Below are 19,004 nucleotides of genomic sequence, written 5' to 3' on the forward strand. Positions count from 1 at the left end.
CTATCTGGTTGAACTTCTTTCGACCCTATCAATTCTAAGACCTGCTATTCTTCTACTTTCTTCCTATATAAACTAAAAAGAAAAATCTCTGAAAGTTAGTGGATCATCCACTGACCTGCAGAGATTTAAAGAGGTTTCGTCTTTTAGCAAATCGCTCTAGCTACAAGCGATTCAACTCTTCCTTCAGATACTTGGCAAGATGTTGATGTGCAAATACTCCTGCTTTTTCTTCCGCCGTCGGATTGTAATTGGTGTTGGTATTGACATCATAAACATAAATCTGACCAGTTTCAGATTCCACCCACTCAATGGCTGCCACATCTATTCCTGCTGCAGTTAAAAAGTCTTCATAAGCTTGTTGGCGATCAAGTGGGAGGGGTTCCGTAATTTGAAATTTATCTGAAGTTTCTAGCTGAGCTGGTCCATGTCCGATTTGGCACCCATCTGCTGGACACAGTTGGAAGCCGTCTGAGGAATCAATCGATACGGTATAAAGAAACTGGCGGTTAATAAATTCCGAACGGCGAATACGACCATCTGCTGGTTTGATATAAGCTTGTAGCAAGGTAATCCCATCAACAGAAGGCTCAAAAGCTGGACTGTTCACATATACTTCCAATTCCTCTTCCGAATGAAACAACTGAACTCCCAGTCCTTTTCCAGCACGATTATGCTTGGTAATCAAGGGATAAATATTTAATTTTCTAGCAGCTTCAATAATATTTTCTTTTCCTAAGACAGCTACTGTTTCTGGCGAGGCGATGCCGGATTCCCCTAATTTTAGATATTGTTTAATTTTACTAATTTCAAGATTAATGGCACCCGTCCCATTCACCACTTTACGACCATGCGCTTCTAACCAAGTCAGGACTTGCTCCGTAAATTCAGGAGCATAGCGATGACCTCTTGTATGTGAAGAAGCAGACATGCGATTATAAAAGACTCCTAGCGGAGGCGGACTCTGAAGATCTAATATCCCACTTGATAAATCCCACAATTCATAAGGGACTTCTTCCTTTTTCAACCATTTCACTAGATGTTCTGTCCACTCAAGATTTTCATGAATAACATACACTTTTGCTTGACTCATTTTTTCTCCTTTACGAATAGTGAACAGCTAATTCACCAGCTTGGTTCACCTCTAAAACATGACCCTCTGTCTTTTCAATGACGCTAACAGTTAAGACTTGTCCCAATACATTGAGCATGGTCCGCCCTGCATTCACAAAGAAATCAACTGCAAAGATCAGGGCAACACCTTCTACTGGCAAGCCTAACTGAGGTGCTGCTGCTAATAAAACAACTATTGCCCCTGAAGGGACTGTAGCTGCCGTCTTTCCAATCAAGGTTAATAGTAAAACAGTGAAGATAAGACCAGAGAGAGAAAAGGTAATCCCATAAGCATGGGCAATAAAGACAGTTGCTACAGAAAAGTAAACTGCCGCTCCTTCAAGATTGAAAGTATAGCCTAAAGGAACAACCAAATCGATGACATGCTCATCATGACCTTGTTTCTTCAAATCTTTCAATAGTGGTGGTAAGACAACACTAGAACTACCTGACACGAATGCTAGAGTTAAGAGACTCCAAATCTGGCGAAAGGCAATCAAATAAGGTACTCTAAATGCAAAAGCAATCAAAGGAAAGATGACTAGAGCCAACACAGCGTATGCTAGATAAGTCCCTGCCACAAATTGACCCAATCCGACCAGTTTATTCAGCCCTGTAGTGGCAACATCCTTAGCAATAAAACCAAAAATACCGATTGGTGACAATTTAACAATAACACCAACAATTTTATAAATTGCATCAATCCAAATCTGGAAGAATTCAATTACTTTTTGTGTTTTTTCATCTTTTAGACTACCGACACCGTACCCCAAGAAAATAGCAAATACGATAATCGGAAGCAAAGCCCCTTCTGACAAAGACTTCACAATATTTGATGGAATAAAGCCAAGAAGAAACTCATCCAGATGGATGCTTTTAGCAATCCCTTCAATATTTCCTCCAGACTGCCCAATGTTGACTCCTTGACCAAAGCCAAGGAAGTAACTCGCAAACACAAAAATAAAGGTGATGGCCGTCGTTACGACAAAGAAATAAAGGAGCGTCTTAGTTAAGAGTTTTCCAAAGGATTTTTTACCAATTACTCCTGCAACTGCTACAACAACAGTCGGAAAGACAAGGGGAATAATCACCATGTTGATCAAACTAATAAAGGCTTGCCCTAAAAATTGATAGAAGCTGGCAAATTGCGGCCAAACAAGGGCAACCAGCACCCCTAAAACTAAGGCAATCAAGAGTTGGATTCCTAAAGAAATCTTAGACCATAATGTACGTAATTTCATTCGCATCTCCTTTGTTCTATTTTGAAAGTTATTCTACTACGATTCCTCCACTCTGACTAATATATATTAACTATGAAAGGTATAAAAAAGATTTATGGCTAGTCCTACAAAAGCTGATCTACAAAGGGAAATTTGACCGTCCAGAATCAAAAACCGACTGATCATTTTTATAGAATTTTGCATGTATTCGAATCTTTCTTTCATCCAGACGGAAAGCTATATCTACTAACAACCATTCTGTCTAAACAAGCAAAAAAAGCCCGTCAAAATAGGCTTTTTCTTGTATCATTTGATGCCGAATGCAGGGATCGAACCTGTGACCTACGCGTTACGAGTGCGTTGCTCTACCAACTGAGCTAATTCGGCGATTACCCCTATAGTATAGCACTCTAAAAACGGATGTCAAGGGATTCTTAACCCATCTTTTTAATCAAAATCTGACAAGGATTTTGAGGCCCCCAAAGTTGCGGAAAAATCTCTAATTTTTTAAAACCAAGACTGCGATAAAAGACATTTGTTCGGTCATAATCTTTATTTGAACCTTCTGCGACTGTTTTGACCTGTAGGTAGTTCACTTGTTTGACTGCTTCTCTTTCTATAGTCGTAATTAAATCCCTTCCAATTCCATGACCTTGGAATGATTTTTTCACGCCTAGACAGTCAATTTCAGCACAATCTTCACTTGAATATGATAAACTTATAAACCCTACTACATCACTTTCTTGATAAGCGGCCCACACTTGCAAGTCCTTGGATCCTTCGATGTAGGCTTGCGTGCTTTCTGGTATTCCAAACCATTCTGGCAAATCCTTTAAAACCTCGGCGACAACTGCCATTTTTTGCTCTTCATCCTTAACTTCTTTAATAACAAGCATCATAAGTTCCTTTCTTGATTTTAATCTTACTTTAGCTCTTAGGAACCCGCACTTTCGTAGGCGTCTAACCCCCTGTCCCAAAGCTTTAGAGAGATGCAAAAGAAGATAAGAGAAATCAGAATCAGACCACCAATATTCCAGAGTCCATCCTTGCCCTGCAAGAAATAGCTGGCAGGATAGTAGGCCGTAAAGGCGAAAGGTACAATAAAGCTAATTAACCAACGAAGGAGCGAATTGTAAATAGAAATAGGATACTTGGCAAAATCATTAAACATATAGAAAATGTAAATCATGGCACCTGACTGCTTGGTCCAAAAAGCGATACTGGCTGTTGCAATTTTCAAGGAAGTATAAATCAAGGTCGCAAAAGGAATACAAACTAGAAAAATCAGGAATTTTGGAACAGTCCAAGCAATGCTAGTCGCCGTTGTCGCTAGTAAAATTCCACCGACCAAGAGTTCACCCAAGGCATCAATCTGAAAGGTCTCAACCAGAATATGAAATAGTGGATTGATAGGACGAGTCAGATACTTGTCAAATTCTCCTTTTCGGACTAGTCGTTGACCTAAAGCCCAGAGATTGTCAAAAAAGAGGTGGTCCAAACCCTTAGGAATCAAGGAGAAGCCATAGATAAATGCTATCTCTTGAAAGCTCCAACCTTCTAGGGATGGAATGTGTTGAAAGAGTACATTAAGAAACAAGAGGTTCAGGCCTTGAGTCAGAAAGACTCCCAACACACCAACCACAAAATCTACCTTGTATTCCATGATTTGCTTGATGTACTGTCTGATAAAAATCAGATGCATGCGTTGATATTTTTTCATACTAACCTCCCTGAATGGTGATAAATGACTGGACTCGTTTCCAAATCAACTGAGACAAGCCCACCATCACTATAAACCAGAAAAGCTGAAGCAAAAGTGCTTGAAGAATCTGACTAACATCGTATTTCCCAACAATAATCATGACCGGAGTGTAAATTAAGGATGAGAAAGGTAAGAAGGACAGAATATCTGAAATGACCTTTGGAAAGAAAGCCAAGGGAATCAGACTCCCTGACATAAAGGCCACTATGGAAGTCTTAAGTAGGTTGGAACCCCAAAGATTTTTAAATACAAAGGCTGAAAATCCAAAGCAGATATTAAAGAAAAAGTTAATCAGATAGGCCAGCGTTAAGCTAAAAAGATAAAGGGTAGTTAGTCCCAGCACTTCTACAATCCCTTGCCCAGATAAGATTTTCATCAAAACAATGACACTTAAAAATGGCAGTCCAACAGAGATAAAAATCAACCACTTGGAACCAAGCTCCGTAAAGAGGTAAGAAGCCGCAAAATGCACTGGTCGCAACAAGCGCATGATAATGGAACCATCCTTGACCTCATCACCAATCATAAAGGAAGAATCCGACCTAGTCAGAAGATTAGTCACAAAACTCATGATGATGTAGAGGGTGATATCCGCCATACTGAAGCCCTGAATCAAAGGCTCCTGAGAGGACTCAAAGACAGCCTTCCATAGATAAAAAGCCACAAAAGCACCCATGACATCGCCAATCCGATAAAGAATAAAGTTGACTCGATAGCTAATCAACTCCTGAATCCCTGCATTGATAAAGGGTTTATAACGTCTCCACAATTTGACCATCTTAGAGCTCCTTTCGATAGAAGCGACGGATAATATCTTCAATATCCGTATCCTCCATCTTCAAATCACGGATTTCAAAATCAGACAGGGTTTGCTTGATAATATCAGCTGAGTGGTAACGGGAACTGTCAAATTCAATATTGAGGCTATTTCCTTGTCTATCAATGGTCATATCAGACAAGCCTTCATAGTGAGAAACTAAGTGACTTTGACCTGGTAGTAGTTCAAAGGAAAGAGTCTTCATCTTGCCAAAGGTATCCTTAAGCTGGCTGACCGTTCCATCAAAAATCTCCTGCCCCTTGTCAATCATAAAAATCCGATCACAGAGTTGCTCAATATCACTCAGGTCGTGAGTGGTCAAGAGAATGGTTGTTTCTTCCTCCTGATTGATTTGGGTAATGGCCCGACGAATGTTGTCCTTGACCGACACATCCAAACCAATGGTCGGCTCATCTAAAAAGAGAACCTTAGGATTGTGGAGCAAGGAAGCCGCAATGTCCGCCCGCATCCGTTGACCCAATGAAAGAGTCCGCACAGGATCCTTGATAAATTCCTTCAAATCCAAGACTTCATTCAAAAAGTCCATACGCTTGTGGAAGAGCGAGTCTGGCACATCGTAAATCTCTTTCAAGACCGTGTAAGTCTCTTGCAGAGCCAAATCCCACCACAGCTGGGTACGTTGTCCAAAGACTACTCCAATATCCTTGACATAATCTTGACGATTGTCCTGCGGAATCTTGCCGTTAATCCGACAAAAACCAGATGTCGGTTTTAAAATCCCTGTCAGCATCTTAATAGTTGTCGACTTCCCAGCACCATTGGCCCCGATAAAGCCTAAAATCTGCCCTTTGGGAACCTCAAAGGTCAAATCTTTGACCGCTTCAAAGATCTGCTTTTCAGGATGAATAAAGGAGCGCAAGGCTCCTTTTAACCCCGGCTCCTTAACTGTCTTCACAAAATTTTTCTGAAGATGTTGCACTTCTATCATTGCCATATCTATCTCCCTATCGTAAGAAGCAACATTGTATTTTTGACTACAAATATTCTAAATCCTTACTTTCTTCACTTTCTCATTATTATTACAGAAGGCTTTATACCAAACTATTATAGTCTAATAAAAACAGGAATGCAAGCGCTTGCTTATTGATTATGAAATTAGAGAGTTCTCTCTTAAAATGAAACTTTTAATCAAAAATTCTGTTAAATAGTTTCCTTAAGACACCAAAAAACCTGCCCTTAGGGGCAGGCTACGAATTGTAAAAAGGCAAACTATTTTGATCAATATGAATCATAATCTCCTAATATTAACTCAACAATTTAATTATACCATGTAAAAACTATATTGGCCCTTCAAACAAAAAATTATTACTAGAAATGAGTGAATTGTTTTGTTTACAATAAACACTTTTCCAAATAAGAGAACCAAAAAAGACCTACCCTTACGGATAAGCCTTCTTACATGTTTATTTCTTTATTCAATCACTTGGCTTTCTGCTACTTTCTTGTACCAATGTGCAGATTTCTTAGGATAACGTTCTTGCGTTTCAAAGTCCACATAAAAGAGACCATAGCGTTTTTCGTAACCATTTGACCAAGAGAAGACGTCCATGAGGGACCAGATGAAGTAACCTTTGACATTGGCTCCATCCGCAATCGCATCGGACAAGACTTCCAAGTGTTGCTTCACATAATCAATCCGGCCATCATCGTAAACAGTGTTGTCCACAAATTCATCTTTGTATCCAAGCCCGTTTTCAGTGATGTAGATCTTCTTGTAGTTTGGATAATCTTTCTTGACACGCATGATTTGATCATACAAACCTTGAGGGTAGATGATCCAGTCCCAGTCAGTACGAGGTACATAGTCAGGAGCTACACGACGTCCAACACCTTTGATTTGGTATTTAGAGCTTCCTTTTTCACCTTTACCATTATGAATGATTTCTGTTTCGCCGTCAAAAGCTTCCATCCAGTCACTCATGTAGTAATTGATCCCAAGAAAGTCATTCAGGTCTTTTGCAGCTTCAAGCGCTGCAAAGTCTTCGTCACGAAGATCCAAGCTACCACCATTGACAGATAAGATGTGATTAACACCTTCCATGGTTGCATCTGAATAGTGTCCAAGGTAAGTAGCATCTAGAATAAACTTGTTATGGATGATATCTTCCAATTCAGCCGCCCGAACGTCTGCTGGATTTTCTGGATCCAACGGATACTTGGTTGGAAGAGCGTGCACAACTCCGATTTCACCTTCATACCCTTTGTCTTTATACAATTTCACAGCTCGAGCATGCGAAACCATCATATTGTGGTGTGATTGGAAAACTTTGGCAAGGTCATACTGAATCCCTGGAGGGAATTTTCCTACTAAGTATTGACCATCACCGATTGGGCCAATTTCATTAAAGGTTGTCCAATAGTTGACTTCTGGGAATTCTTCAAAACAAAAGGCAGCATAATCTACGAAGTGTTCGATATTTTCACGATTCAAGAAGTCTCCGTTTGAGTGAAGAGCTTCAGGAGTATCAAAGTGGTGAAGAGTTACGAATGGTTCTACATGACGTTTATGACATTCTGCAAATAAGTTATGATAGAATTCTACCCCTTTTGGATTGACTTCACCATAACCAGTTGGGAAAATACGTGACCAAGCAATAGAAATGCGAATTCCGTTTACGCCATATTCTTCAGCCAACTGTAAGTCTACTGGATATTTATGGTAGAAATCGCTTGCTGGTTCTGCTGTATACCAATAGTTATCAGCTAAGTATTTGTCCCAAGCAACTGGTCCTTTTCCGTCAGTATGGGTAGCTCCTTCTGCTTGATAGGCAGCCGTTGCCCCACCAAAAATAAAATCTTTAGGAAGTGTTTTTGTCATTTTTTCACCTATTTCTTATTTGGATCAAATAAAAAGTGAGGGGAGAGGAGTTAGTGAGCCATCCATCTCCATCTCACTTATTCGTTCTTATTCTTCAAACTGCGCTTGAACAAAGGCTAGGGCGCCTTGTCCATCGCGTGTTAACTTAATGTACTGAGCACCTTCTGTCTTCGCCAATTTGATGCCTAGTTTATCTGTTTCAGCCTTCATATCTTCGAAGTTGGAAGCAACCTGAGGCGCCAAGATAACAAGGTCAAATTCTGGCAACATTTCCCGGTGAGCACCGTAGCCACCTGCTGCTGCTTTGACAGGAACATTGTATTCTGCTGCTGCCTTGTTTAAGGCATTGGCAAGGAGTCCACTGGTACCACCACCGGCACAGAGAACCAAGACGTTTGTTTCTTTTGTGATATTGTTTTGAACAGGTTCGTCTTCAACACCAGCTTTTTCAAGAATCGCATCAGCTTTAGCTGTATTGAAGTTTGCAGCAACTTTTTCTTTCAAGCTGTCGTTTGCTTTACCAGAACGTTCTTCTTCAAGAATTTGTTCATCATAAACCTTAACAAATGGATAGTAAATGATTACGTCTACAACTACTAGAAGAGCAGCAAGGATGAAGGAAAGAACTTGGAAGTTTGTACCAAGGACAATTCCGAGAGGACCAGGTGTTACCCATGGAAGGTTAGCGGAGAATGAGTTCATTCCCAAGGTATCAACAAAGAATTTGAAAATCCAGACGTTTGCGATTGGCGCAAAGATAAATGGAATGAAGAAGGTTGGGTTCAATACAATTGGAGCACCGAAGAGAATTGGTTCATTGACCCCAAAGAAGGTAGGAACGACGGAAGCACGTCCAATCGCACGGTTTCGTTCAGATTTACATAACCACATGAAGAGGAATGGAACAATCAAGGTTGCACCAGTACCACCCATGGTAACGATAAACATTTGAGTCCCAGAAGTGATGACTTTATCTGCGTGTTGGCCTGCTTGAAGCAAGTGTAAGTTGTTATCAATATTTGCATAAGTGATCGCCGCAATCGCTGGTTCTACGATAGAAGGACCGTGGATACCAACAAACCAGAAGAAGGCATAAGCACCAAAGATAAGGGTAATTCCAAGATAACCATCTGCCGCAGAAAACAATGGAGCTAGAAGTGTTCCGATTGATTCCGCAACTGTTACACCGATAGCACCTTTAACAATCAATTCAAATGCATACAAGAGAACAATTGAAACTGTGAATGGAATCAAATCTTTGAAGACTTGTGAAATATTCGGTGGAACCTCGTCTGGCATGCGAATCGTCACATTATTCTTCACACAGACCTTATAAACATTAACTGTAACAAAGGCTGCAATGAAAGCTGTCAACAGACCTTTTGTACCCATGAATGCTGTTAAGAATCCACCTTCTTTAGCAGGTTCAGCAGCCATGAGCAAGAATCCAACCATTGAAGCTAACATTGTAGAAATGAAGTTGATTTGGTTGGTTGCTGGGAGATCACGGTTCATAGAATCGGTCAAAGCCTTAGCTGTAGTTCCCCCAACAAAGAAGGCCAAGATTCCCATAGAATAATTATATGGGGTCATCAAGAATGTTTCAATATCTTTAGACCAGTGGAAGCCCCAAGCGTTTGGTACATACGCAATCAGGATGAAGATAGATGAGAAGAGGATAACAGGCATCCCTGCAATAAAGCCATCTCGAATCGCTCGTAAGTATTTGTTTCGAGAAATCTTTTCAAAGAAAGGTTTCCCTTTTTCAATCAGTTCAATCAGTTTATTCATTATCTTGCTCCTCTTTTATATAGTTCAATGAGATGGTGAATCACGTCTTTTAATAAGATCGTTGTCATTAAGTGGTCCTGCCCATGCATCATGGTAATGCTGTATGGGAGGTCTTCTCCTGCTGCTTCTTGTGCTAGCATAGTTGTTTGAGATTTGTGAGCCTCTGCGATACAGCTTCCTGCCTCTTCTACCAAGCTTTCAGCCTGAGCGAATTCACCCTTTTCAGCCGCCTTAAGGGCTTCCAAGAGTTTAGAGCGAGCATCCCCTGCATACGCAACGATCTCGAAACCTAATAATGTCATTTCTTCTTTGGTCATGACCAATTCCTCCAATTTGAATTTCTTAATATTTAATAGTTGTTACAATAAGCGTTGAATGTGTAAGACCAGATAGACCCGTTCACTCTTGTACAAGTCAACCCCGGTCTCCCTAGAAATTACATCATAAATCTTGGAACCAATCTCAAAAGCTAATGGATAAGAACTTTTGATATGCTCCTCCATATCTAAAAGCGATTGATTATCATCGCGATTGCGATCTAGGTAATCCAAGAAGTAGTTGAGATGAATCATGAAGCGATCATAAAAATTGTTATTGGCTTCAGTCCGTTTGATTGAATAACTATTCAGAACCTCTTCCACGCCTTTTAAAATTTCTTTTCGTTGATCCATGGAATCTACGACTTCTACTTCATTTTCACCTTCTGCGTTGATGAAGTGATACGCAATGCGAGTGACCTCATCTTCGGGGAAGCTAGTCGTGAGCTTATCCCGATAAATATCAACTGCCTCTTTAGCAATCTCAAAAGCCACTGGATAGTTTTCTGAGATATCCAAAAGATTACTTTCCTTATACCTACCTTGAGTCACTGCCTGGTAAGAGCAAAACATGTGGTCGGTCAAGGTCACATAGATATATTCTTGAACAGGGTAGTGATACTTTTTGCTCAAGTAATCAATCATCTCGTAGGTCACTGTGATGAAGTCTAAAGGAACGTCTTTTAACAGGGTCATAAAGTTCTCTCTGGATTCCTCTGTTTTCATCCGAAAGAGTTTTTCTACCTTTTCTTTTGGAACTAGGTCACCCTTCTTTTTCCCAAAAACAATTCCTTTTCCAATGACAATCAGTTCTTCCCCTTTGTCATTTCTCACCAGAGCAACATTGTGATTGAGTGGATTTAAAATCCGATACATGGTACTCTCCTTGTTAGTTTATTCAAGGTTTGAGGTATAAAAAATGACCACAAATGAGATTAGAGAGAGTCTTCCCTAATTCATCTGTGATCATGCGTAATCTAACTTACTAACACTCACCTTGTATTCAATTATGGATTAAGTATAGCACACGCTTTTGTTTTTGTAAACCCTTTCTTAACAACTTTTTAACTTTTTTGTTTTTTTCTAACAAATAGCTGTTTATCGTTGTATTCTCTGGACTCTTCAAGGAAATTCGAACGACCATCGTTAAAGGAGTGGTCTACACTGTTAAATACGCTCTTTCCAAGAAGTTGCGACTTGGTCCAAGACTTGGTTGAGTTCTTCAATGTTGCGACGACCTTCGGTACGCAACCATTCACGAGCTGCTTCTTCCCCATTCTTGATGTAGGCTTCTACAGATCCAGCCCAAGTTGCACGGCCACAGAGGACCCCGTTGAAGTTCGCGCCTGCTTCATGGGCAAAGACTAAGGTTTCTTGGAAGAGTTTAGCAGAGACACCGGCACTCAAGTAGATGTATGGAAGGTTGGTTGCTGCTTCTTGTTCTTTAAAGAAGGCAGCAGCTTCTTCACGGCTATGAACAATTTCTCCATCGCCAAAGCCTTCAACGTATTTGACGTTAACTGGCACTTCTACTTTCAAAACATCGATGTTGAAGCGTGGGTCTGAGAAGACTTTCATAGCTTCGATAACCTTGCGAGGTTTTACTTTCGCATATTCTACAGATCCGGCATCCGCGATTTTTTCATCATAAGCCAAGATTTCAAGGAAGAATGGAATTTCTTCTGCAGCACATTCTGAACCGATGCGTTCAATATAGGCTTGTTTTTCTTGGTTGAGTTCTTCTGCACTATCCACATCATAGTAGAGCAAGAATTTCACTGCATCTGCACCTTGTTCTTTGATGCGTTTAGCTGACCAAAGGTTAAGGCAGTCTGGCAGACGCTTAGTGCTAGAAGTGTCGTAGCCTGTTTTTTCATAAGCCAACAAGAGACCTGCTTCTGCATCCAAGACCTTAGTCGCTGGAAGTCCATACTCAGGGTCCAAGAGCATAGAAGATGCGAATGGTGTCAATTCTTCAGCCACCAAGACCTTCAATTCTTCCATTTGAGCCACGGTTGGTTCTGTATCTTGATACTGAGCCATAAGGCGTTTCAAGGCACCGCGTTGGTCAAAGGCCAAGGCTGAGATCACACCCTCTTTGGTGCTCAATTTTTCTAAATAGTTGCGTTTTTGTTCTGTTAATACCATCTTATACCTCTTTTACATTTATCTGTTGATACAAATCATCATAGCGATGAATATTGATATGGCCTGTCGTTGCTTCTTGAGCATTCAACATGCCAAGGACATTGGCTTTGGTTAAAAGTGCTTGGTCGTCTTCCTGATGATAGAGAGCTGAGGCAATCCCCGCAACTGTCGAATCACCAGATCCAACTGGATTGACCACTTCAATTTTTGGAATATCCACTTTATAGAAGACATCACCATGTTTGGCAAAGGCACCGTAAGCTCCTAGGGAGACGATGACCCATTCGATTCCTTTAAATAAGTCAGATTGAAGGACCTCTTTTAATTGATCTAAATCCGTAGTCACTTCGTAGCCTAAGAGTTGAGACAACTCTTCATTATTGGGTTTAATCACTGTTGGTTGAACGGGAGCTACTAGTGCTTTTTCTAGGGAAGCGCCTGAGCAGTCCAGAACGGCTGGTTTCCCTGCCTTCTTAGCGCGCTCGACCAATTGAGAATAATAATCAATTGGCAAGCCAGCTGGTAAACTACCTGAGATGGCAACGACTGCTACATCTGGAAGCAAGGCTTCATAGTGATCAAGAAAGGCTTGCCCTTCTTCTTCAGAAACAGACGGACCTTTTTCCAGGATTTCAGTTTGCTTCCCTTCGTGCAGGATCGCAATACAATTCCGGGTCTCCCCTTGAATTTCAAAGAATTCTTTGCCGATTTCCTGATCCAGATGGTCCAAGATAAATTGGCCTGTTGAACCACCAATCAGACCAGTTGCCGTGACAGGATCTCCAATCTCTGCAAGGACCCGTGTGACATTGAGACCCTTCCCTCCTGCGGTTTTGCTTACCTTGTCAACTCGATTGACCGTATCCAAGTGTAAGCTTTCTAATGGATAGGAAATGTCGATTGAAGGGTTCATGGTTACCGTTAAAATCATAGACTCACCTCTTAGTCGTGGTATTCCCCACGGTCCCATTTTTCAAGGAATTCTGTGAAGAAATCCTCATCCTCTTGACGGTCGTTGTGGGTTTCCAAATGTTGAATCTTGGCAATCAATTTCTTGTTTTCTTCACTTGGTTTGTATTCCGCATGGATGAAGGCTTCCAAAATGTCACACATCAGAAGTTCTCCTGTGACCTTCCCTCCAAAACCAATCACGTTGGCATTGAGTTCTTCTTTCGCATAAAGAGCAGAGGTCATATCGCGGACCAAGGATGAACGGATACCCGGAACCTTGTTAACCGCGTTGTTAATTCCAACGCCAGTTCCACAGATACATACACCAAGATCTGCTTGACCACTCACTACTGCTTCCCCAACCTTCTTCCCAAAAATTGGATAGTGGGTCCGAGCATGGTCATAGGTTCCGAAATCAAGGACCTCATGACCCAATGATTTCAAAAATTCAGAAACAGCCATTTTTTCAGTTGTAACAATATGATCACATCCAATTGCAATTTTCATTTTTCTCTCCTCCTTAGCACATCTTGTTGAGCATATCGACACGGATTTGGTGGCGACCACCATCGTACTTACCGTTTACAAATCCTTTGGCGATATTTTTGGCCAATTGGTCACCTACGATTTGAGCACCCATGGTGATCATACGAGAATTGTTGTGTCCACGGGTCATGTAGGCAGAACGCTCATCTGAAACTTCTGCAGCAACCATTCCTTTAATTTTAGTTGCGACCATAAATGGACCAGCTCCGTAAGCGTCAATAACAATACCCAGATTATCTTCTGCTTGTTTCACTTCTTTTGCAACAGCTAAAGTCACATCGACAAAGTCTTGCCCTTCTTCTGTCACGTCCACGACTTGGAAACCTTCTGCTTCCAAATATTCTTTGACTACTTCTTTTAAGCGAATACCTGCTGCATCCGCACCAACTACAATTGCCATCTGCTTCTCCTTTTTGCATTTCTGTCAACAAAGAAAGTTCTCCTCTTTCTTCATTCGACTTCGTTTTGTTATTCACAAACACAGTATAGCGCTAATTTTGTTTGTTGTCAACTATTTTTTGTTTATTTTTTTCATTTTTCTTTATTTTTTATTATTTTTTAGCCCTAAATTGTTTGTAATAAACAAAAAAAGAGAGAATCATTCTCTCTTTTTCAGTTTATTATTTATACAATCACACGTGTATATTCCTCTAATTCTTCATGTGCTTTCTCAGATGCATCGTCCGTTATCACCGCAGTTACTTTTTTCAAGGAACAGATAGAGGTAAAGTCTTCCTTACCAATCTTGGAGGAGTCAATCAGTAGGTAAGCTTCAGAAGAACGTTCTAAGGCTAACTTTTGCGTATAGGCTTCTTCAAAAGAAGAGGTCAGAACGCGTCCATCCACAATGCCATTCCCACTAAAAAACATCTTGTGGAAGTACATTCTTTCCATGAGAGTGTTCGTTATCTCGCCGACAAAAGCTTGACTGGTTTCTCGAAGCTCCCCTCCTAAGAGGATTACCTTAAAGGTATCACTTTTTTTCTTTAACAATTCTTGAAAAATCGGTAGACAATTTGTCACCACGCGCAGTTCCTTATTATTAATGGCTTCGGAAAGAACCTCAACAGAGGTCCCCGGCCCAAGGAAAATACTCTCGCCTTCTTTTATCAGCTCGCTAGCTTTCTTTGCTACTTCACGCTTAGCCAGAATATTCTTTAGCAACTTCTCTTCATGGGGCAGTTCCCGTGAAGGGAGGAATTGGTTACTTTTGGCTCCATTTCGAACCCGAATAAGGAGACCTTGCTTTTCCAATTCAATCAAATCCCGACGGACCGTCATATCCGACACCTGCATACTTTCCATGATGTCTTGAACATAAACGGTTCCAGCCTTATTGACCAGATTGATAATTTCATTCAGTCTTTCCTGTTTTTTCATTTCCTACCTACTTGCTTCGTTTTTGTTTATTATAACCTTAAACTGTCAGAATCGCAATCATTATTTGTTTGAAACAAACATTTTTCAGAAAAAGAGAAATTAAAAAGGCTTATCCTTGCGGATAAACCTCTGGTTAATAACGTTTCAAACAAGATTAAGCTTTGTTTTCGCTACCAAATACGTCGATACGTTCTTCAACTGAAGCTGTGATTGCTTCGAATCCTGGTTTCAAGAATTTACGTGGGTCGAAGAGTTTCTTCTTGTCGTATTCTGCTTCGTTTGCATCGTATTCACGTACGAATTGACGAGTTGCATTTGCGAATGCGATTTGGCACTCAGTGTTAACGTTAACTTTCGCAACACCAAGTTTGATAGCTTCTTGGATTTGCTCATCAGGGATACCTGAACCACCGTGCAATACGATTGGGAATCCTGGAAGAGCTTCTGTCAATTTCTTCAAGTGGTCAAGGTCAAGACCTTCCCAGTTTGCTGGGTATGGACCGTGGATGTTACCAATACCTGCTGCCAAGAAGTCGATTCCTGTAGCAACCATTGCTTTAGCATCTTCGATTGGTGCCAATTCACCTTTACCAACGATACCGTCTTCTTCACCACCGATTGTACCAACTTCAGCCTCAACTGAGATACCTTTAGCGTGAGCTTTTTCTACAACTTCTTTCGCCAATTTAAGGTTTTCTTCAACTGGAAGGTGTGATCCGTCGAACATGATTGAAGTGTAACCAACTTCGATACACTCAAGAGCATCTTCGTAGTGACCATGGTCAAGGTGGATTGCAACTGGTACAGTGATACCCATTGCTTCAACAAGGTTAGCGATCATGTTGCGAGCTACTTTGTAACCACCCATGTATTTAGCAGCACCCATAGAAGTTTGGATCAAAACTGGAGCTTTTTTAGCTTCTGCTGCACGCAAGATAGCTTGAGTCCACTCAAGGTTGTTTGTGTTAAATCCACCAACTGCGTAACCATTGTCACGAGCTGCTTGGACAAATTTTTCTGCTGAAACGATTGCCATTAGTAGTAGGCCTCCTCTAATTTTTTGTGGTTAAACCACTTACATTGTTTATTTTATCACTTTTTCATTGAAAATGCTAGCTTTTCCTGAGTCTTTAAAGCGTTTTCTTCTCTTTCAAGCGATCTTTCTCCTAAATGAACAAGAAAAAAGACAGCCGAAGCTGTCTTGATCATCCGATGCGGAGAGAGGGACTTGAACCCTCACGACCTAAAGCGGTCACAGGATCCTTAGTCCTGCGCGTCTGCCAATTCCGCCATCCCCGCGATTGAGTACCCTACTAGTATATCAATCTTCTACTTTCTTGTCAAGATTTTTTTCAAACTTTTTTCAAAGCTTGTCATTTCTTCACAAAAGGGAGTGGGAAAGAACTCCGACTAATTAAAAAGTTGAAAAGGTTCCCCAAACCTTTTCAATCTTCCTACCCCCGCATAGCTTCAACAGTCTGGGAGACTGTTGAAGGTTGCGGATAAAGGAAACTTTGTTTCCCTCATTAGGTCATCTTTGGAGCTTGAATAGCGAACAAAGATGCCAATCAACCACTGCGTCATGTAGTTATTACTATTATAGTCCAAAGGCTGGACACTTATTGCACACCCTTGATTTTTATTTGCTATCGTGATTCTCAACGGCCGCTGTGATAAAGGCTGTGTAAAGTCCTTCTGGGCGGTTTGGACGGCTTGACAATTCTGGGTGGTATTGGCAAGCGACAAAGAATTTGTTCTCTGGGATTTCAACGATTTCGACCAAACGGTTGTCTGGTGAAACGCCTGAGAAGACAAATCCTGCTTCTTCGAACTGTTCACGGAAAGCATTGTTAAACTCATAACGGTGACGGTGGCGACGTTGTACCACTTCTTGATGGTCATAGGCAGCTGCTGCTTTTGATCCTCGTTTGAGTTTAGATGGGTAAAGACCGAGACGGAGCGTTCCTCCCATGTCTTCCACATTGATTTGGTCCCGCATGATATCGATAATTGGATACTTGGTTTCTGGATCCAATTCGGATGAATTAGCTCCTTCAAGTCCTAAGACATTACGGGCAAACTCGATACAGGTTAACTGCATCCCCAGACAGACACCCAACATTGGGATGTCCTGTTCACGCGCATACTTGATGGCTTGAATTTTTCCTTCTGTTCCCCGTTGACCAAAACCACCTGGGACGATAATCCCATCAGCATCAGCTAGGAGTTCCGCTACATTCTCAGCTGTCACGTCATTAGCATTGACCCAATTAATCTTCACTTCGGCATCATTGGCATATCCTGAGTGCTTCAAGGCCTCAACAACAGAAATGTAGGCATCTTGCAATTCTACGTATTTTCCAACCAAGGAAATCTTGACCTGTTTCTTGAGGTTCATGACCTTGTCGACCATCGCAGACCATTCGGTCATATCTGCTGCAGGAACATCCAATTTCAAATGGTCACAAACAATTTGGTCCATGTTTTGTGCTTGCAAGTTCAATGGAATTTGGTACAAGTGTTCTACATCAAGCGACTCAATAACAGCTTCTGGGGCTACATCACAGAATTGGGCTAGTTTATTTTTAATTCCTTGTCCAGCTGGCTTTTCTGTACGAATGACCAACATATTTGGTTGGATTCCCAAACCACGCAATTCTTTGACAGAGTGTTGCGTTGGCTTGGTTTTCATTTCACCAGCTGCCTTAAGATAAGGAAGCAAGGTTGTGTGGATGTACATGACATTTTCAGCCCCAACATCAGACTTCATTTGGCGAAGAGCTTCAAGGAAGGGAAGGGACTCAATGTCTCCAACGGTTCCACCAACCTCTGTGATGATGACATCTGAATCCGTCGTAGTTGCTGCACGTTTGATCTTTTCTTTCAAGGCATCCGTGATATGGGGAATGACCTGGACAGTTGCTCCAAGGTATTCTCCACGACGTTCCTTGCGAAGGACCTCACTATAAATTTTTCCTGTTGTCACATTTGAGTACTTATTCAGGTTGATATCGATGAAGCGTTCATAGTGACCCAAGTCCAAGTCTGTCTCTGCCCCATCATCTGTTACAAAGACTTCCCCGTGCTGGTAAGGACTCATCGTCCCTGGGTCAATATTGATATAAGGGTCAAATTTTTGAATGGTCACTTTCAATCCACGATTTTTGAGCAGGCGACCGAGACTCGCTGCGACAATCCCTTTCCCAATGGATGATACGACACCACCAGTGACAAAAATATATTTTGTTGACATATGCTTTCCTCTTCTTCTAATATGGTGGAGGCCATTCCCCTTTTCGGAAAAACAAAAATAGCCCCCTAATGATTAGGGAGCTCCGACCTCAAAATGAGGTGCCCGAACAATATCTTACCGCAAATGGTCTACTTTGTCAAATTGAAACTTTCATGAAAATGATTTTTATACACTTAAGTAGCTGGCTCCACGCCATTTCTTGTGACGATAAACTTCTCAAATTGAAGATCAGGCATGCAGGAAGCAAGATCCTTGTGGATCCGTTCCAGTGCTTCCAAGCGCATGTCTACAGAGGTCGCTCTGTTTCCCTGGATGATAAAGAGGGCATTGCGGGTAGTCTCCTCCATCTTATAGCGTTCACCATCTCTCACATCTAGCCAGGCCATAATACCCTCTTGATCTCGGTAGACCGGATCTGTTTCACTAACATGCTTTTCTGTTGATAAGATGGGCAAAAAGGTCTCCTCTCTTTGACTAATCGTAAACTCGATTGGCCCCTGGATTTTATCCAGATCATGCCCTCCAATGGCTAGAAAGGAACGGAGACATTCGACATTATAGATATCAATCACACTATTGATCGTCGGAAGGAAGCCTCGACTTTGGATATTCTTAATCAGAGCAAGAATTGTCGGCGGGTTCTTTTTGACACTACGCCCCACTTCCTTCAACAAGCCCATATAGCCTTGTACAACTGCCTCCTCTTTCACCGAGCTGAAATCACAATTTAAGGCCCAAGCTTCCATCTCCTTCTTTTTAGCTAGAAAAGTTGCAGACAAGGGAGCTTGTGGATCCACCTGTTTGGCCACTCCGATTACAACTGTCTCAATCCCTAAGTCCACCAAACTTTGATTCAGTATCCAGTCCATA

The 19,004-nt window shown here is 41.3% G+C and carries 18 protein-coding genes and 2 tRNA genes; all 20 read right to left on the minus strand.

Going from position 1 to position 19,004, the window contains the following annotated elements:
• Positions 1 to 160 precede the first annotated feature (160 nt).
• Positions 161 to 1,090 (minus strand): ATP-grasp domain-containing protein, encoded by a 930-nt coding sequence (locus AC3E8G_RS03950; RefSeq protein WP_293873979.1) that lies wholly within the window; start codon positions 1,088 to 1,090, stop codon positions 161 to 163.
• 10 nt (positions 1,091 to 1,100) lie between these two features.
• Positions 1,101 to 2,351, minus strand: a complete 1,251-nt coding sequence (locus AC3E8G_RS03955; protein ID WP_490677078.1) for a dicarboxylate/amino acid:cation symporter — start codon at positions 2,349 to 2,351, stop codon at positions 1,101 to 1,103.
• Between the two features lie 293 nt (positions 2,352 to 2,644).
• Positions 2,645 to 2,717, minus strand: a tRNA-Thr gene (locus AC3E8G_RS03960).
• A gap of 47 nt (positions 2,718 to 2,764) precedes the next feature.
• The gene (locus tag AC3E8G_RS03965; RefSeq protein ID WP_490677117.1) at positions 2,765 to 3,226 is read right to left on the minus strand and encodes a GNAT family N-acetyltransferase; all 462 of its coding nucleotides are present in this window, start codon (positions 3,224 to 3,226) and stop codon (positions 2,765 to 2,767) included.
• A 38-nt stretch (positions 3,227 to 3,264) separates the two neighbouring features.
• Positions 3,265 to 4,050 carry an ABC transporter permease gene (locus AC3E8G_RS03970; protein WP_490677079.1) on the minus strand — a complete coding sequence of 262 codons (786 nt, stop codon included), beginning with the start codon at positions 4,048 to 4,050 and terminating at the stop codon, positions 3,265 to 3,267.
• Between the two features lies 1 nt (position 4,051).
• The gene (locus tag AC3E8G_RS03975) at positions 4,052 to 4,870 is read right to left on the minus strand and encodes an ABC transporter permease (RefSeq protein ID WP_490677080.1); all 819 of its coding nucleotides are present in this window, start codon (positions 4,868 to 4,870) and stop codon (positions 4,052 to 4,054) included.
• Position 4,871: 1 nt separating this feature from the next.
• The gene (locus AC3E8G_RS03980) at positions 4,872 to 5,864 is read right to left on the minus strand and encodes an ABC transporter ATP-binding protein (RefSeq protein ID WP_490677081.1); all 993 of its coding nucleotides are present in this window, start codon (positions 5,862 to 5,864) and stop codon (positions 4,872 to 4,874) included.
• Positions 5,865 to 6,341: 477 nt separating this feature from the next.
• Positions 6,342 to 7,748, minus strand: coding sequence for a 6-phospho-beta-galactosidase (gene lacG, locus AC3E8G_RS03985; RefSeq protein WP_154858874.1), 1,407 nt, complete (start codon positions 7,746 to 7,748; stop codon positions 6,342 to 6,344).
• A gap of 87 nt (positions 7,749 to 7,835) precedes the next feature.
• Positions 7,836 to 9,539, minus strand: a complete 1,704-nt coding sequence (locus AC3E8G_RS03990) for a lactose-specific PTS transporter subunit EIIC (protein WP_490677082.1) — start codon at positions 9,537 to 9,539, stop codon at positions 7,836 to 7,838.
• Positions 9,539 to 9,856 carry a PTS lactose/cellobiose transporter subunit IIA gene (locus AC3E8G_RS03995; RefSeq protein WP_154858878.1) on the minus strand — a complete coding sequence of 106 codons (318 nt, stop codon included), beginning with the start codon at positions 9,854 to 9,856 and terminating at the stop codon, positions 9,539 to 9,541. Before AC3E8G_RS03995 ends, AC3E8G_RS03990 begins: the two co-directional genes overlap by 1 nt.
• A 42-nt stretch (positions 9,857 to 9,898) precedes the next feature.
• Complete coding sequence (locus AC3E8G_RS04000; protein WP_048788782.1) at positions 9,899 to 10,732, minus strand: PRD domain-containing protein; 834 nt, start codon at positions 10,730 to 10,732, stop codon at positions 9,899 to 9,901.
• Between the two features lie 291 nt (positions 10,733 to 11,023).
• A complete protein-coding gene (gene lacD / locus AC3E8G_RS04005) occupies positions 11,024 to 12,004 on the minus strand; it encodes a tagatose-bisphosphate aldolase (RefSeq protein WP_485771065.1) in 981 nt (326 codons plus the stop codon).
• A gap of 1 nt (position 12,005) precedes the next feature.
• Positions 12,006 to 12,935: a tagatose-6-phosphate kinase gene (locus AC3E8G_RS04010; protein WP_490677083.1), complete on the minus strand. Its 930-nt coding sequence runs from the start codon at positions 12,933 to 12,935 to the stop codon at positions 12,006 to 12,008.
• 11 nt (positions 12,936 to 12,946) lie between these two features.
• Positions 12,947 to 13,462, minus strand: coding sequence for a galactose-6-phosphate isomerase subunit LacB (gene lacB / locus AC3E8G_RS04015; RefSeq protein WP_490677084.1), 516 nt, complete (start codon positions 13,460 to 13,462; stop codon positions 12,947 to 12,949).
• Positions 13,463 to 13,475: 13 nt separating this feature from the next.
• Positions 13,476 to 13,901 (minus strand): galactose-6-phosphate isomerase subunit LacA, encoded by a 426-nt coding sequence (gene lacA / locus AC3E8G_RS04020; protein WP_006595007.1) that lies wholly within the window; start codon positions 13,899 to 13,901, stop codon positions 13,476 to 13,478.
• Positions 13,902 to 14,125: 224 nt separating this feature from the next.
• On the minus strand, positions 14,126 to 14,881 hold the full coding sequence (locus AC3E8G_RS04025) for a DeoR/GlpR family DNA-binding transcription regulator (protein ID WP_006595008.1): 756 nt from the start codon (positions 14,879 to 14,881) through the stop codon (positions 14,126 to 14,128).
• 154 nt (positions 14,882 to 15,035) lie between these two features.
• Positions 15,036 to 15,917 (minus strand): class II fructose-bisphosphate aldolase, encoded by an 882-nt coding sequence (locus AC3E8G_RS04030; RefSeq protein WP_006595009.1) that lies wholly within the window; start codon positions 15,915 to 15,917, stop codon positions 15,036 to 15,038.
• 177 nt (positions 15,918 to 16,094) lie between these two features.
• A tRNA-Leu gene (locus AC3E8G_RS04035) sits at positions 16,095 to 16,180 on the minus strand.
• A 340-nt stretch (positions 16,181 to 16,520) separates the two neighbouring features.
• The gene (gene pyrG, locus AC3E8G_RS04040; protein ID WP_490677085.1) at positions 16,521 to 18,134 is read right to left on the minus strand and encodes a CTP synthase; all 1,614 of its coding nucleotides are present in this window, start codon (positions 18,132 to 18,134) and stop codon (positions 16,521 to 16,523) included.
• 173 nt (positions 18,135 to 18,307) lie between these two features.
• Positions 18,308 to 19,003, minus strand: coding sequence for a B3/B4 domain-containing protein (locus tag AC3E8G_RS04045; protein ID WP_490677086.1), 696 nt, complete (start codon positions 19,001 to 19,003; stop codon positions 18,308 to 18,310).
• Between the last annotated feature and the right edge of the window lies 1 nt (position 19,004).

Source organism: Streptococcus sp. SCPM-O-B-15294 (M123) (assembly GCF_058200455.1).